At 70.0% G+C, this 15,034-nt stretch carries 12 protein-coding genes; 7 read left to right on the top strand and 5 right to left on the bottom strand.

Annotated features, from left to right (window positions below; all coding sequences use genetic code 11):
• Nucleotides 1–50 precede the first annotated feature (50 nt).
• The 3 genes from wecB to YWY_RS19520 form a co-directional block, all read right to left on the bottom strand.
• Complete coding sequence (wecB, locus tag YWY_RS0100700; protein WP_028846046.1) at nucleotides 51–1,142, bottom strand: non-hydrolyzing UDP-N-acetylglucosamine 2-epimerase; 1,092 nt, start codon at nucleotides 1,140–1,142, stop codon at nucleotides 51–53.
• 76 nt (nucleotides 1,143–1,218) lie between these two features.
• Nucleotides 1,219–2,247 carry an O-methyltransferase gene (locus YWY_RS22985; protein ID WP_156899038.1) on the bottom strand — a complete coding sequence of 343 codons (1,029 nt, stop codon included), beginning with the start codon at nucleotides 2,245–2,247 and terminating at the stop codon, nucleotides 1,219–1,221.
• A 227-nt stretch (nucleotides 2,248–2,474) separates the two neighbouring features.
• Complete coding sequence (locus YWY_RS19520; protein ID WP_051309434.1) at nucleotides 2,475–3,839, bottom strand: glycosyltransferase family protein; 1,365 nt, start codon at nucleotides 3,837–3,839, stop codon at nucleotides 2,475–2,477.
• A 111-nt stretch (nucleotides 3,840–3,950) separates the two neighbouring features.
• On the opposite strand from YWY_RS19520, the gene YWY_RS19525 reads away from it, so the two are divergent.
• The 5 genes from YWY_RS19525 (at nucleotide 3,951) to YWY_RS0100735 (ending at nucleotide 9,610) form a co-directional block, all read left to right on the top strand.
• The gene (locus tag YWY_RS19525; protein WP_051309435.1) at nucleotides 3,951–5,231 is read left to right on the top strand and encodes a nucleotide sugar dehydrogenase; all 1,281 of its coding nucleotides are present in this window, start codon (nucleotides 3,951–3,953) and stop codon (nucleotides 5,229–5,231) included.
• Nucleotides 5,232–5,236: 5 nt separating this feature from the next.
• Nucleotides 5,237–6,679: a glycosyltransferase gene (locus YWY_RS0100720; RefSeq protein WP_028846047.1), complete on the top strand. Its 1,443-nt coding sequence runs from the start codon at nucleotides 5,237–5,239 to the stop codon at nucleotides 6,677–6,679.
• Between the two features lie 86 nt (nucleotides 6,680–6,765).
• Nucleotides 6,766–7,698, top strand: a complete 933-nt coding sequence (locus YWY_RS0100725; RefSeq protein WP_028846048.1) for an ABC transporter permease — start codon at nucleotides 6,766–6,768, stop codon at nucleotides 7,696–7,698.
• The gene (locus tag YWY_RS0100730; protein WP_211227453.1) at nucleotides 7,691–8,491 is read left to right on the top strand and encodes an ABC transporter ATP-binding protein; all 801 of its coding nucleotides are present in this window, start codon (nucleotides 7,691–7,693) and stop codon (nucleotides 8,489–8,491) included. The genes YWY_RS0100725 and YWY_RS0100730 overlap by 8 nt, the downstream gene beginning before the upstream one ends.
• 27 nt (nucleotides 8,492–8,518) lie before the next feature.
• Complete coding sequence (locus YWY_RS0100735; RefSeq protein ID WP_028846050.1) at nucleotides 8,519–9,610, top strand: glycosyltransferase; 1,092 nt, start codon at nucleotides 8,519–8,521, stop codon at nucleotides 9,608–9,610.
• Between the two features lie 112 nt (nucleotides 9,611–9,722).
• Here the strand turns inward: YWY_RS0100735 and YWY_RS0100740 are convergent, their stop codons facing one another.
• On the bottom strand, nucleotides 9,723–10,736 hold the full coding sequence (locus YWY_RS0100740) for a glycosyltransferase family 2 protein (protein WP_051309437.1): 1,014 nt from the start codon (nucleotides 10,734–10,736) through the stop codon (nucleotides 9,723–9,725).
• 116 nt (nucleotides 10,737–10,852) lie between these two features.
• On the opposite strand from YWY_RS0100740, the gene YWY_RS0100745 reads away from it, so the two are divergent.
• On the top strand, nucleotides 10,853–12,178 hold the full coding sequence (locus YWY_RS0100745) for a UDP-glucose dehydrogenase family protein (protein WP_028846052.1): 1,326 nt from the start codon (nucleotides 10,853–10,855) through the stop codon (nucleotides 12,176–12,178).
• A 68-nt stretch (nucleotides 12,179–12,246) separates the two neighbouring features.
• Nucleotides 12,247–13,530 carry an LCP family protein gene (locus tag YWY_RS19530; RefSeq protein ID WP_051309439.1) on the top strand — a complete coding sequence of 428 codons (1,284 nt, stop codon included), beginning with the start codon at nucleotides 12,247–12,249 and terminating at the stop codon, nucleotides 13,528–13,530.
• Between the two features lie 18 nt (nucleotides 13,531–13,548).
• Here the strand turns inward: YWY_RS19530 and pafA are convergent, their stop codons facing one another.
• Nucleotides 13,549–14,907, bottom strand: coding sequence for a Pup--protein ligase (pafA, locus tag YWY_RS0100755; RefSeq protein WP_028846053.1), 1,359 nt, complete (start codon nucleotides 14,905–14,907; stop codon nucleotides 13,549–13,551).
• Between the last annotated feature and the right edge of the window lie 127 nt (nucleotides 14,908–15,034).

A 15,034-nucleotide genomic window follows, 5' to 3' on the forward strand; every position in this document is an offset into this window, starting at 1 on the left:
CGGGGGCATGTGCCGCGCGCCGCCCGGCCGCGCCCGGCCCCGGCTGCCGGCTAGACACCGAGGAACCGCACCACGACATCGGCGATCCGCTCGCCTGCCTTGCCGTCCCACAGCGGCGGCACCGGCCAGGTCTCGGCGCGGCCCGCCGCCAGCACGTCGGCCACCACGCCGGGCAGCGAGTCACGCGTCACCAGCTGGTTCGTGCCGTGGGTGATGGTGATCGGGCGTTCGGTGTTGGGTCGCAGCGTCAGGCACGGCACACCCAGGATCGTCGTCTCCTCCTGCACCCCACCCGAGTCGGTGATGACCACGTTCGACCCGCGCACCAGGCCCATGAACTCCACGTAGCCCAGCGGATCGACGATCTTCATGCGCGGGTGGTCGAACAGGCCCGCGTCACGCAGGCGCTGCCGCCCACGGGGGTGCAGCGGGAGCACCACGGTGATCTGGTCGGCCACCGCGTGCATCGCCTTGACCAGCTCGGCGGCGTCCGCCGGGTCGTCGACGTTGCTCGGGCGGTGCAGCGTGGCCACCGCGTAGTCGCCGGACACGCCCGCCTGAGCCGCAGCGGCCTCGGTGTCGAACCGGTCCATGTTGGCCAGCAGCGTGTCGATCATCGGGTTGCCGACCAGGTGGATCTTGCCGGGGTCGATGCCCTCGTTGCCCAGGTGTGCGATGGCGTCCGGGCTGGTGCACAGCAGCAGGTCGGCCAGCCGGTCGGTGACGATCCGGTTGACCTCCTCCGGCATGGTCATGTCGAAGCTGCGCAACCCCGCCTCGACGTGCGCGATCGGCACGCCGAGCTTCGCTGTCACCAGCGCGGCGGCGACGGTCGAGTTTACGTCGCCGTACACCACGACCAGCGCCGGCTGCTCGGCGACGATCAAGTCCTCCAGCGCGGTCATCACCGCGGCGGTCTGCTTGGCGTGGGTTCCCGACCCGACGCCCAGGTTGATGTCCGGTTCGGGCAGCCCGAGCTGCGCGAAGAACACGTCGGACATGTGCTTGTCGTAGTGCTGGCCGGTGTGCACCAGCTTCTGCACCACGCCCCGCCCGGTGAGCGCCTTGATGACCGGCGCGGCCTTGGGGAAGTTCGGACGCGCCCCGGTGACATGCAGAATGAGCGGGTTGGCGGTTGACATGGTCAGCAAGAGTACTTGGTCGCTCACTCGACGCTGTGCGGGCCCAGGTTCTCGGTGGTGTGTCGGTTACTCCGGATCAGGCGCGCGGGACGACCAAGCGGGCAGTGCCTTTCTCGTGCGGCAGTTTGTTCCAGGTTAGCTCCGGCCACTCGGATCGCCACCGGTGCAGGATCGCCCGCTCGTCTGGCCGGTCGGCGTCGTCGAGCAACAGCACCGCCCCCGGCGCCAGCCGATCGCGCAGCACCGGAACCGCCGGGTAGCGGGCTTGGCGATGGGTGGGCTTGGGCGGCCCGTCGATCAGCACCAGGTCGATGTCGTGCAGATCGTGCAGGGCGGCGGTGTCGTACCACTGCCAGGTCCCGGCGGGCACGTCGATCGGGGCGATCGGCGCCAGCCGCACGTCGGCGACGTCGGCCAGCCCGTGCCCGGCGAGTGTCGTGCGGGTCCGCTCGGCGAACTCCTGGTCGTGCTCCAGTGCGACGACACGGCCGGACCCGAGCAGTTCCACCGCGTAGGCGGCCCATACGGTCGACGCGCCGCTACCGCACTCCAGCACCGTCCGAGGCTCGCCGCGCAGGATCTCCTCGACGTAGCTGAGCAGGACGTCCGGCGAGAGCGCCCAACCGCGGCTGGGCGGCATGGCACGGCGGACGCGGATCAGCTGGTAGAGGTTCTGCAGCGCCTCCAGCTGGCGGAACATCCGGTCGGCTTGCCGCCGGGACCGGTCGGCTTCCTGCTCCGCGGCGTGCTCGATCTTCTTGGCCAGCGCGTTGGTGCGGCCTCCCACCGCTTTGGCCACCGACCGGTGGGCGTGCCTGGTCTCCGCCCGCTGGGCCCGGCCCGCGGCCGAGACCGCCGCGGCCACCGCTTTCTGGTGCCGATGCAGCGACTTCTGCTGCCGCAGCAGCGACTCGATCAGCCGGTAGGTGCTCCTCTGGTGTTTGCGCACCGCGTTGAGCCGGTTGCGCACCCACCACAGTCCCCCGGCGAGCAGCACGAACGTCGCGGCGGCGATGGCCGAAGACAGCCATGCGGCCCGCCACCCGGCGACCCCGCCGACGACACCGGCGACGAGCACCAACGCCACGAACCCAACGCGCCGCACTGTGCTCCTCCCGCTCGGCCTCGTCGCCCCGGTCCGGCACTCCACCCGGTTGGCCGAGGCTGCTCCCTGCCGCCACCGCGGCTGCCACACCGCGGTGCCACATCCGGGGATTTCGGTCCGGCTTCGCTCCGGCCCCGATCAGGTCGCTGACCGGTACGTACCCGCGTCGGACGAACCGTACGCGCAGCGAACGTGACTCCAGTCACACCGAGCGGGCGATCACAAATTCACCCTGACGGGTAGAACGTACGGGCAATTTCTTCCCGGCGCCTGCGATAGCCGGCGGACGATCCGGGCAGCAGGTCCTCCACCGGGCTGGTCCCGGACACGGCGTCGGTGCCAGCCGACTCGGTGAAAGTCACCGGACCGGGTAAGGGCGGAACCCGCTCCTCTCGCCTGCCGAGCAGCCGCTGGATTCCCGCCACCGCCCGCGGGCCGATCACCTTTTCCACTGCCGGACGCACCGCAGCGCGAACCATTTCCGCCCGCTCCGGTACCGAGAACCGATGCGCGGTGAAACCCGCCGCCACGTCGGCCAGCGTCGTGGCCGCGGCGGCGGCGCCCTCGGGCGCGGAGAGCTCGGCGAGCCGCCCGGCGAGTTCCGCCCGGACGTCGTGGTCCAGCAGCCGGGTGACGACGCCGGCCACCCGGTCCGGGTCCCGCTCCGGGGCGCTCAGCGCCAGCTTCTTGCCTGCCGCCCAGCTCGCCCGGGCCGCCTGGTCGTCGGTGAGCGCCGCCTCGGTGGGGACGAACACCACCGGCATCCGGCCGTACAGCATTTCGTGGAACGAGTTGTAGCCGGTCTCGGTCACTGCCGCGTCGAAGGCGGACAGATAGCGGGCCAGCGGGAAGACCCCGTGCAACCGGACCACCCGCTGCGCCAGGTGGGGTTCGAGCCCGAGATCACCGGCGCTGATCGGTGACCGGGTCAGAGCGACCAGCCAGCTGTCGTCGGCAAGGATCGTGCGCACCGCGGCCATTGCCGCGTCGGACCCTTGCGTACGCAACGTCACCAGCGCCACCGGCCGGTCCTGATCCAGCCCCAGCTCCGCCCTTGCCTGCTCCTTCGGCACGCGATCGACACACTCCAGCAGGGTGACCGGCGGAACGCGGACGACGTCGGCCGCCGCGGCCGTGGCGCCCCGGTCGGCCTCCGCGGCAAGATCACCCGGTTCGAGGACGGCGTCGAACATGCGCCGCTTACGCAGCGCGTGCAGGTTCGCGCCGGGCTTCCACATGCCACGCCGCACCCACACGAAGGCCACGTCGGGCAGCCTCCGGCGGGCGAGCGAAACACCGTGATAGGGGAAGGCGCCGTCGAACGCGAAGACCTGTGCGCCGGTTTCCGCGATCACCGCTTCGATCCGCCGCGCCAGGTACTCGTGCCAGTCAACCGACGTCATGAACCGCCGCTGGGGGCTCGGGCAGTACTCCCCGGTCAGCCCCAACGACGACCGGACCAGCGGCAACGCCTGCGACATGGAGAACAGCACCGGGCGGAACATCTCGCCCGCGGCCAGCGCGGTGGCCGCGGCGCGCGCCAGATGTCCCATTCCGGTGCCGTTGCTGGTGGCCAGGATGACCGTCGGCATGACCGTGCACTGTAGGGGCGGGCGGCGTGGGCTTGCGCACGGGCCCCGGCGCTGTCGACGTGGCCCACCACGGCGGCCGGGAGCTTCCGGGCGCAGGTGTAGCATCCGCTCGTGCCTACCGAGAACACCACAGATCTCGTCATCATCGGCCTCGGCTACGTCGGGCTACCGCTCGCGCAGGGCGCCGTGCAGGCCGGGCTCAAGGTGGTCGGGCTGGACGTCGACGCCACGGCGGTCGACGGCCTGAACGCCAAGAAGTCGCACATCGACGACCTCACCGACGCCGACGTCGCGGACATGGTCGACAAGGGCTTTCGTGCCACCACCGACCCGTCCGTGCTGGCCACCGCCGACACGGTGGTCATCTGCGTGCCCACGCCGCTGTCCGACTCCGGCGGCCCGGACCTGAGCGCGGTCAAGAGCGCCACGAAGACGATCGCCGAGCACCTGCACCCGGGCATGCTGGTGGTGCTGGAGTCCACCACCTACCCCGGCACGACCGACGAGGTGGTGCGCCCGCTGCTGGAGGCGGGCGGCCTGGTTGCGGGCAAGGACTTCAACCTGGCGTTCTCCCCGGAGCGGATCGACCCGGGCAACCCGACGTTCGGCCTGAAGAACACCCCGAAGGTGGTCGGCGGTCTCACCCCGGCGTGCACCGAGCGGGTGGCGCAGTTCTACGGCCGCATCGTCGACACGGTGGTGCGGGCCCGCGGCGTGCGCGAGGCCGAGATGGCCAAGCTGCTGGAGAACACCTACCGGCACATCAACATCGCGCTGGTCAACGAGATGGCGAAGTTCTGCCAGCACCTGGACGTGGACATCTGGGACGCGATCCGGTGCGCGTCGACCAAGCCGTTCGGGTTCCAGCCGTTCTACCCCGGGCCCGGCGTCGGCGGGCACTGCATCCCGATCGACCCGAACTACCTGTCGTACAAGGTCAAGACGCTGGGCTACCCGTTCCGCTTCGTCGAGCTGGCGCAGGAGATCAACGCGTCCATGCCCGCCTACGTGGTGCGGCGGACCCAGGACCTGCTCAACGACCAGGGCAAGGCGCTGCGCGGTTCCACCGTGCTGCTGCTGGGCGTCACCTACAAGCCGGACATCCACGACCAGCGGGAGTCGCCCGCCCAGCCGCTGGCCAAGCTGCTGGCCAACTTCGGCGCGACGGTGTGGTACCACGACCCGTTCGTGCCGACCTGGTCGGTCAACGGCGACCAGCTGGCGTGCGTGCCCGACCTGAACGCCGCGCTCGAGTCTGCCGACGTGACGATCCTGCTCCAGCCGCACTCGAGCTACGACCTGACGGCGATCGCCAAGCGGGCCCGGCTGCTGTTCGACACCCGCGGCAAGGTCGACGTCACCGACCCGGACGCCGCGGTGACCAGACTCTGATCGCGATGTCCAAGCCCGTGGTGGTCCTGGCCACCAGCAACGGCACCGGCCTGGGGCATCTGAGCCGTCAGCTGGCGGTCGGGCATGCGCTGCGTGACGACGCCGAGCCGGTCTACTTCTCGCTGTCCAGGGCCGTGGGCGTGATCCGCCACCAGGGCCAGCGCGGCGAGTACGTGCCGAGCCGGGAACGCGGGTGGATTCCCACCCACGTGTGGCACCACTACCTGCGGGACCGGCTGACCGCGTTCGTCGCCGAGACCAAGGCGGAAGCCGTGGTGTTCGACGGCGTGGTGCCCTACGAGGGGCTGCTGCTGGCCCGCGCCCGGCTGCCCGGCGTACGGTTCGTCTGGATGCGCCGCGGGTTCTGGCGGCCCGGCGCGCGCACCGCGCCGCTGGCCGCCGCGCCGTTGTTCGACCTGGTGCTGGAGCCGGGCGACTTCGCGGCGGCGGGCGACAACGGGGCGACCGCGCACCGGACGGATGCCGTGCGCCTGTCCCCCATCACCCAGCTGGAGTACCTCGATCTGCTGCCCCGGGAGGAGGCAGCCGCCGAGCTGGGCTTGGACCCCGGCAGGCCGACGGCGCTGGTCACCCTGTCCTCCGGGGTGCTCAACGACGTGGTCACCCCGGGCGCGGCCGCGGTGACCGCACTGCTGGAGGACCCGGACTGGCAGGTGGCCGTGGTCCGCTCGCACATCGCGGCGGGCCGGATCCCCCTGGCGGACGAGTCCCGGTGCGTCGAGCTGGCCGGGGTGTATCCGCTGGCCAGGTATCTGGCCGCGTTCGACGCGGCGGTCGCCGCCGGCGGCTACAACTCGGTGCACGAACTGCTCACCGCCGGCGTCCCGACGTTGTTCGTGCCCAACCCGACGTCGGGTACCGACGATCAGCCCGCCCGTACCCGGTGGCTGGCCGATCAAGGTTTCGCGCGCCACGCGGACGCCTCCGACCTGGACGACGTCCGGCGGCAGGCGCGCGCGCTGCACGACGAGCACGAGCGCGAACGACTCCGGAAGGCATGCGCGGAGCTGCCCAAACCGGGCGGGTCCCGGGAAGCCGCCGAGCAGGTGGCGCGCCTGCTGCGGAATGCGCCGCGCCCGCTCGACCCCGCGCCGTACCGCCGACTGCGGGCCAAGTCCGCGATGGTGCGCGTGCTCGGTCCCAAGGGGATGGCCGTGGCCAGGAAAGCGCTGCGCAAGCCGCCCGCTGCCGGGCCGACGGCGCCGCTGGCCGTCACGGTGGTCCCGGACGCCGCCGACGGCGAACCGGCGGCGCCGCAGGCACTGCCGGACGGCGTCCGGCCGTTGCACCTGACCGAGGACTTCAGCCAGGTGCAGCACAGCGCCGACCCGGTGGAACACCTGATCACCGGCGCCTCGGACGACTATCGGAAGCGGCGGGAAACGATCCTCCGTCAGTACTACGACGTGCGGGCCGTCGGGGCGTAGTGCGTGGTGCCCCGGCACGCCAGCGGGTCCTTCGCAGCAATGCGCCAGCCGCCCCGTAAAGTGCTTGCAGTATCAAGGAGAAGGAGATGCCCGACACCGAGCAGAGCGCGCCGAAGTCGGCGGACTCGGCCGGCGATGCCGACGACAAGCCCGTCGACGCCGCCGCGCTCGCGGCACGGTATGGCCTGGTGCAAAGCACCGCTCGTCCCAGCCTGACCAGCTACGTCAAGCAGCTGTGGCAGCGGCGTCAGTTCATCCTCGCGTATTCCGCGGCACGCAAGGCGCAGACCTATTCCTCCACCTGGCTCGGCCAGATTTGGCAGGTGCTCACCCCGCTGATGCAGGCGGCGGTGTACTACGCGGTGTTCGGCCTGCTGCTGCGGTTGAGCCGGGGCATCGAGGACTATCCGGCGTTTCTGGTGACCGGCGTGTTCGTGTTCACGTTCATGCAGCGGTCGATGAACAACGGCGCCAAGTCGATCAGTGGCAACCTGCAGATGATCCGCGCGCTGCACTTCCCGCGTGCGGTGCTGCCGCTGTCGTTCGTGCTGGTCGAGTTCCAGCAGCTGCTCGTGTCGATGGTGGTGCTGTTCGGGTTCGTCCTCGCCGTCGGCGTGCCGATCAGCGTCACGTGGCTACTGGTCGTGCCGGCAATGCTGTTGCAGATGCTGTTCAACATGGGCCTGAGCCTGGTGATGGCCCGCATCGGCGCCACCTCGTCGGACATCAACCAGCTGCTGCCGTTCATCACCCGGGTGTGGTTCTATCTGTCCGGGGTCTTCTTCGAGATGACCCGGTACATCAAGAACCTGCCGGACGTGCTGCAGACCGTGCTGGTGCTCAACCCCGGCGCGGTGTTCCTCGACTTGTACCGCGGCGTGCTCATCGATTCCCACCGGCCGCTGGAGCTACCGTGGGGCTTGAACGTGTGGCAGGTGTCGACCGCGTGGGCGGTGGTGTTCTTCATCGGCGGCTTCATCTTCTTCTGGCGGCGTGAGGAGCGTTATGGTCGTGGCTGAGCAGGAGAAGCAGAAGACGCAGGCGGGCAAGCAGGCGTCCGGAGCCTCCGAACGGCGCCCCACCGTGGTGGTGGACAACCTTCACGTCGTGTACCGGGTGGTCGGCGCGGGCAAGAAGAACGGAAACGCGGCGAGCGCGCTCGGCCGGCTGCTGCGTGGTGCCAAGCCCGCGGGCGTGCGCGAAGTGCACGCGCTCAAGGGCATCTCCTTCGTCGCCTACGAGGGCGAGGCCATCGGGGTCATCGGCCGCAACGGGTCGGGCAAGTCCACGCTGATGCGGGCCATCGCCGGTCTGCTGCCCGCGCACAAGGGCGCCGTCTACGCCCAGGGGCAGCCGTCGTTCCTCGGCGTCAACGCGGCGCTGATCAGCGGCCTGAGCGGGCTGCGCAACATCGAGCTGGGCTGCCTGGCCATGGGCATGTCCCGCGAGGAGATGAAGGCCAAGCGGGACGAGATCATCGAGTTCTCCGGGCTCGGCGAGTTCATCGACATGCCCATGCGCACCTACTCCTCCGGCATGGGGGCACGCCTGCGATTCGCCATCGCGGCCGCCAAGACGCACGACGTGCTGCTGGTCGACGAAGCGCTGGCCACCGGTGACAAGGAGTTCCGCAAGAAGTCCGAGCAGCGGATCAGGGAGCTGCGCGACGCTGCAGGCACGGTGTTCCTGGTCAGCCACAGCATGAAGAGCATCACCGACACGTGTGATCGCACCATCTGGGTGGACAAGGGCAAGCTGCGCATGGACGGCCCGACCAAGGAGGTCGTCAAGGCCTATCTCGCCGAATCCTGACCTGTCCGCGACGATTCAGGAGCACTCGTGCACGTTCTGGTCGTGACCGTGGTCCACAACCCGTCGGACGCACGCATCCGCTACCGCCAGATCCGCGCCCTGCTGGAGGCCGGCCACCAGGTCACCTACCTGGCGCCGTTCGAGCGCTTCGGGCAGCCGCTGCCGCAGGACGAGGGCATCGAGAACCTGACCGGCTTCTCCATTTCCCGCGCCGAGGGCCGCAAGCGGCTCGGCGCGCTGCGTGAGGCCCGGGCGGCGGTGGCCATGCACGCCCCCGGCAAGGACATCGTGCTGATGCACGACCCCGAGCTGGTGCTGGCGGTGGCGCGGCTGAAGGACCTGCCCCCCGTGGTGTGGGACGTGCACGAGGACACTGCGGCGACCATGACCTTGAAGCCGTGGCTGCCCAAGCCTGCCCGGCCCGCCGGGGTACGGCTGGCGAAGTTCATCGAACGCTACGCCGAGCAGCACTACCACCTGATCCTGGCCGACGACGGCTACCGCGAGCTGTTCGAGCACGAGCACCCGGTGGTGCGCAACACGACCTACGTGCCGGAGCAGGTGCCCGAGCCGGGCGACGAGCGGGTGGTCTACGTGGGCCACCTGACCAGGGCGCGCGGCACGGAGGAGATGATCGAGGTCGGCCGCCTGCTCAAGGGCAAGGTCCGGGTCGAACTGATCGGCGACGCGGACGACCAGATGAAGCCGCTGGTCCAGCAGGCGCACGACGAAGGATCCGTCGTCTGGCACGGGTTCATGCCGAACAAGCAGGCGCTCGAGCTGGTGCAGGGGTCGCTGGCCGGGTTGTCGCTGCGGCACGACGAGGCGAACTACCGCAACTCGTGGGCCACCAAGGTCATCGAGTACATGGCCCACGGGGTGCCGTGGGTGAGCACGCCGACCCCGCCCGCCCCCGAGCTGGCGGAGAAGTTCGAGGCAGGCATCGTGACCCCGTTCGACGATCCGAAGGCTGCCGCCGACGCGATCCTGAAGCTGCGCGACGACGCCGAGCTGCGGGTGACGATGGCCCGGCGCGGCCACGACGCCGCGCTGACCGACTACAACTGGCGGGTCGATCAGAAGGCGTTCGTCGAGCAACTGGAAGCCTGGGCACGCTGACGTCCGTGACGTCCGGGGCGGTGGCTGCCCCGGCGCATCGACTGGTCGCAGCGTGACGGCAGCCCGCACGTCGTGCGACTGCCCGCCGATGGCTCCTTCCCAGTTGCCCGGCCTACTTCAGGTTGCGCGGGCTGAAGATGAAGCCGGCGCCCCATGACGTGTGCATGGTCGCGCACACGATCGGCAGCATCAGCTTCGACTTCCACGGCAGCTTGCGCCCGACGATCGCCGACCCGACCAGGACGCCGACCAGATAGCCGCCCGGAATGACGAACCCCGGCCAGAACCCGGCCACGCCCGCGATGGTGCCGCCGACCATGCCCACCAGCGCCAGCGGCGGCGCCAGATAGCGGACACTCACCGTCTCGCTGTGCCGCCGCACCACCTCCCGGCGCCACTGCCCGGTCCGGAAGTACTGCTTGGCCAGCGCCTTCACGGTCGACCGCGGCCGGTACGACACCCGCATCCGCGGCGTGAACCAGACCGTGCCACCCGAGCGGCGCAGCCGGTAGTTCAGCTCCCAGTCCTGCGCGCGGCGCATGCCCTCGTCGAAGCCGCCGACCCGCTCCAGGGCCGACCGGCGGAACGAGCCCAGGTAGACCGTCTCCGCCGGGCCTGCCTCGCCGCCGACGTGGAACCGCGCGCCACCCACGCCCAGCCAGCTGTTGGTGGCGCAGGCCACGGCCTTCTCGAACGGCGTGGTGCCTTCGGCGTGCATGATGCCGCCGACGTTGTCCGCACCCGTCTCCTGCAGCACCTCCACCGCAGTCCGCACGTAGTCCCGCGGCAGCACTGCATGCCCGTCCACCCGCACGATGATGTCGTACTTGGCGTCCTTGATCGCGCGGTTGAGCCCGACCGGGGTGGCGCCCTCCGGGTTCGGCACCGTGCGCATGCGGCTGTCCTGGGCGGCCAGTTCCGCCGCGATGGCGTCGGTGGCGTCCGTGGACGGCCCCAGCGCGACGACCAGCTCGAGCTCTCCGGGGTAGTCCTGGTCCAGCACCGCCCGCACTGCGGAGGCCAGATGCCGTTCCTCGTTCAGCACGGTCATGACGACCGACACACCGGGGTACTCGGCGGCGTCCGGACCAGCGGCGCCGGGCTGCTGCTCGGGTTGGATGCTCATGGTGACTGGAACGATACTCGCCCGTAGCGCGGATTCGCGGCACGACCCACCCCGGGCGGACGGTGACGAATCGTGGCGGCGATACTATCGCGCGCGAGCAGACCTAGGGAGATGGATTGGCACCGCGAAAGCTCAAGATCACGGTAATCGGGACCGGCTACCTCGGCGCGACGCACGCGGCGTGCATGGCCGAGCTCGGGTTCGAGGTACTCGGCGTCGACGTCGACGAGGCCAAGGTCGCCGCGTTGCAGGAAGGCCGGGTGCCGTTCTACGAGCCCGACCTGGAGCCGCTGCTGCGCAAGCACATCGAGTCGCAGACGCTGCGCTTCACCACCTCCTACGAGGAGGCGGGGAAGTTCGGCGACGTGCACTTCCTGTGCGTCGGCACGCCGCAACGGCACGGTGAGCTGGCCGCGGACCTGACCTACATCGACGCCGCGCTGGAGTCGCTGGCCCCGCACCTGGCCAAGGACAGCCTGGTGGTCGGCAAGTCCACCGTCCCGGTGGGCACCGCGGACCGGCTGGCCCGCAAGCTGGCCGAGCTGGCCCCGTCCGGCGTCAAGGCGGAGCTGGCGTGGAACCCGGAATTCCTCCGGGAGGGTTACGCGGTGAACGACACGCTGCGGCCCGACCGGCTGGTCATCGGGGTGCGGTCGGCCGAGGCCGAACAGACGCTGCGCACCGTCTACGCCGACGCGATCGCCAACGGCACGCCGTTCATCGTGGCCGACTTCGCCACCGCCGAGCTGGTGAAGGTGGCCGCGAACGCGTTCCTGGCCACCAAGATCTCCTTCATCAACGCCATGGCCGAGGTCTGCGAGCTGGCCGGTGCCGACGTGACCGTCCTGGCCGACGCGCTCGGCCACGACGACCGGATCGGGCGCAAGTTCCTCAACGCCGGCGTCGGCTTCGGCGGCGGCTGCCTGCCCAAGGACATCCGGGCCTTCATGGCCCGCGCCGGCGAGCTGGGCGCCGATCACGCGCTGATGTTCCTGCGCGAGGTGGACGCCATCAACATGCGCCGCCGGGTGCGCACCGTCGACCTGGCCCGCGAGCTGGTCGGCGGCACGTTCATCGGCAAGCGGGTGGCGGTGCTCGGCGCGGCGTTCAAGCCCAACTCCGACGACATCCGCGACTCGCCGGCGCTGAACATCGCGGGCCAGATCCAGCTGCAGGGTGGCCACGTCACCGTGTACGACCCGAAGGCCATGGACAACGCCCGCAAGGCCTTCCCCACCCTGGGCTACGGCTCGTCAGTGATCGAGACCTGCCGCGGTGCCGACATCGTGCTGCACCTGACCGAGTGGGCGGAGTTCCGCGAGATGGACCCGCAGGCGCTCAACGAGGTCGTGGCCAACCGGGTCATCCTCGACGGCAGGAACGTCCTCGACGCCGACCGCTGGCGCGCGGCAGGATGGAAGTATCACGGTCTCGGCAGGTGATCCGTCCGGTCCTGCGCCGGCGGTGACGCTGAAGCGAATCCGGGCCGAAGCAGGCGGAAGGAGCACCGGTGCGTCGGGGCGCTGGGGTCTTCGCGGGCGTTCTGGGGAAGGTGACCGCTGCCCTCGTTGCGGCGGCGGTCCTCGGGGTCACCGGCTACGGCTGGTTCCTGCTGCGGGATTTCAACAGGCGCGTGGTGGTCGCCGACGTGCTGAGCCCGCAGGCCGACGCCGAGCGGCCGCTGGACGGCACGGTGGACATCCTGCTGGTCGGCATGGACAGCAGGACCGACGCGCGCGGGCGACCGCTGTCCGCCGAGCAGCGCAAGCTGCTACGGGTCAACGCCGGTGACGGCGAGGTCAACACCGACACGATCATCCTGGTGCACGTGCCGAGCGACACCAGCCGCGCGGTGGCGGTGTCGATCCCCCGGGATTCCTACGTGGACATCCCCGGGTTCGGCATGCACAAGATCAATTCCGCGTATCCGCGCGGCCGGAACGTGGAGCGGGAACGCCTGCTGGCCGCCGGGATGCCACCCGGCGAGGAACTGGAGCGGCGGTCGCACCAGGCGGGGGCCCGGGTCCTGCTGAAGACGGTGGAGAAGCTGACCGGCCGCACCATCGATCACTACGCGTCGGTCAACCTGCTCGGGTTCTACGAGATCACCAAGGCCATCGGCGGGATCGAGGTCTGCTTGAAGGCACCGGTGCAGGACGTCAAGTCGCATGCGGACTTCCCCGCCGGGCGGCAGGTCATCTCCGAGGGCGACGCGCTGGCGTTCGTCCGGCAACGGCACGGCCTGCCACGTGGCGATCTCGACCGCATCGTCCGGCAGCAGGTGTTCCTCACCGGGCTGGCCCGCAAGGTGTTGTCCACCGGGACGCTGACCGACCCGCAGCGGCTGAACGACCTGATGGACGCGATCACCCGCTCGGTGGTGCTCAGCAAGGGCTGGGACATCATGGCTTTCGCCCAGCGGATGAGCTCGCTGACGACCGACCGGGTGGAGTTCCGCACCATCCCGGTGGGCAGCCTGGCGTTGCCGACACCTGCCGACGGAGCGGCCGTGGAGGTCGATCCGCAGCGCGTGCGGGAATTCATCGCTTCGCTGTCCGAGGAGGAGGACGAGGAAGCCGCTGCGGCCCGTGAGCGGTCTTCGTCCGCTCCCCCGCCGCCGGGCAACTCGTCCGCTCCGCCGTCGGCCACCACCAGCGCTCCCCCGCCGCGGGCAGAGTCCGCCACGCCGCCGGAGGTTCCCCCGAGCACCGCGCAGCCGCCGGAAGACGGCGAGCAGACGCCGGAAGGCGGCAACCGCCCGATCACGGCCGACGAGATCCCGTGCGTCAACTAGCCTGCCCGCGCCCGCCGGTCACAGGCTGGCGATCAGCCGCTCCACCCGCTCGTCGACGTGCCGGAACGGGTCCTTGCACAGCACGGTGCGCTGGGCCTGATCGTTCAGCTTCAAGTGCACCCAGTCGACGGTGAAGTCCCGCTGGGCCGCCTGCGCCGCCGCGATGAAGTCGCCCCGGAGCTTCGCCCTGGTGGTCTGCGGCGGGGTGTCCTTGGCCAGCTCGATCTCCCCGTCGTCGGTCACCCGCTTGACCAGGCCCTTGCTCTGCAGCACGTCGAACACTCCGCGGCCGCGCCGGATGTCGTGGTAGGCCAGATCCAGCTGCGCGATGCGGGGGCTGGACAGATCCAAGTCGAACTTCTTCCGGTACCGCTCCACCAGCCGGTACTTGATCGCCCAGTCGATCTCGGTGTCGATCTTGCCGAAGTCCTGCTGTTCGACCGCGTCCAGCGTGCGTCCCCACAGCTCGACGACCTGATGGGTGGTCGGGTCGGCACCGGCCGAGTCGATGTGCGCCACCGCCCGCTCGTAGTACTCGCGCTGGATCTCCAGCGCCGACGCCTCGCGGCCGCCCGCCAGCCGCACCCGCCTGCGGCCGGTCAGGTCGTGACTGATCTCGCGGATCGCCCTGATCGGGTTGTCCAGCGTGAAGTCCTTGAACTGCACGCCTTCCTCGATCATCCGCAGCACAAGGTTGGCCGTGCCGACCTTGAGCAACGTGGTCGGCTCCGCCATGTTGGAGTCCCCGACGATCACGTGCAGCCTGCGGTAACGCTCAGCGTCGGCGTGCGGCTCGTCGCGGGTGTTGATGATCGGGCGGCTGCGCGTGGTCGCGCTCGACACGCCTTCCCAAATGTGCTCGGCCCGCTGCGACAGGCAGAACACCGCGCCGCGCGGGGTCTGCAGCACCTTGCCTGCGCCGCAGATGAGCTGGCGGGACACCAAGAAGGGCAGCAACACGTCGGCGATCCTGGAGAACTCCCCCGACCTGCCCACCAGGTAGTTCTCGTGGCAGCCGTAGGAGTTGCCCGCGGAATCGGTGTTGTTCTTGAACAGGTAGATGTCCCCGCCGATGCCCTCGTCGGCGAGCCTGCGCTCGGCGTCGACCAGCAGATCCTCCAGGATCCGCTCGCCCGCCTTGTCGTGCGTGACCAGCTGGATCAGGTCGTCGCATTCGGCGGTGGCGTACTCCGGATGCGAACCCACGTCCAGGTACAGGCGGGAACCGTTGGACAGGAAGACGTTGGACGACCGGCCCCACGAGACGACCCGGCGGAACAGATACCGGGCAACTTCGTCCGGGGACAGCCGCCGCTGACCGTGAAACGTGCACGTGACCCCGAACTCGGTCTCGATGCCAAAGATCCGACGCTGCATTTCTTCATGCTAGGCGCACTTGCCGACTTTTCGGTGCGCTGTTGGGGGGGAGTCTCGGCTCCTGGGCTATGTTGCACAGCGTGAACCTCGACCTGCGACGGCGGCTCGCCCGCGTCGGAAGGGCCGA

The sequence above is a fragment of the Thermocrispum agreste DSM 44070 genome, from assembly GCF_000427905.1.
Classification (GTDB): Bacteria; Actinomycetota; Actinomycetes; order Mycobacteriales; family Pseudonocardiaceae; genus Thermocrispum; species Thermocrispum agreste.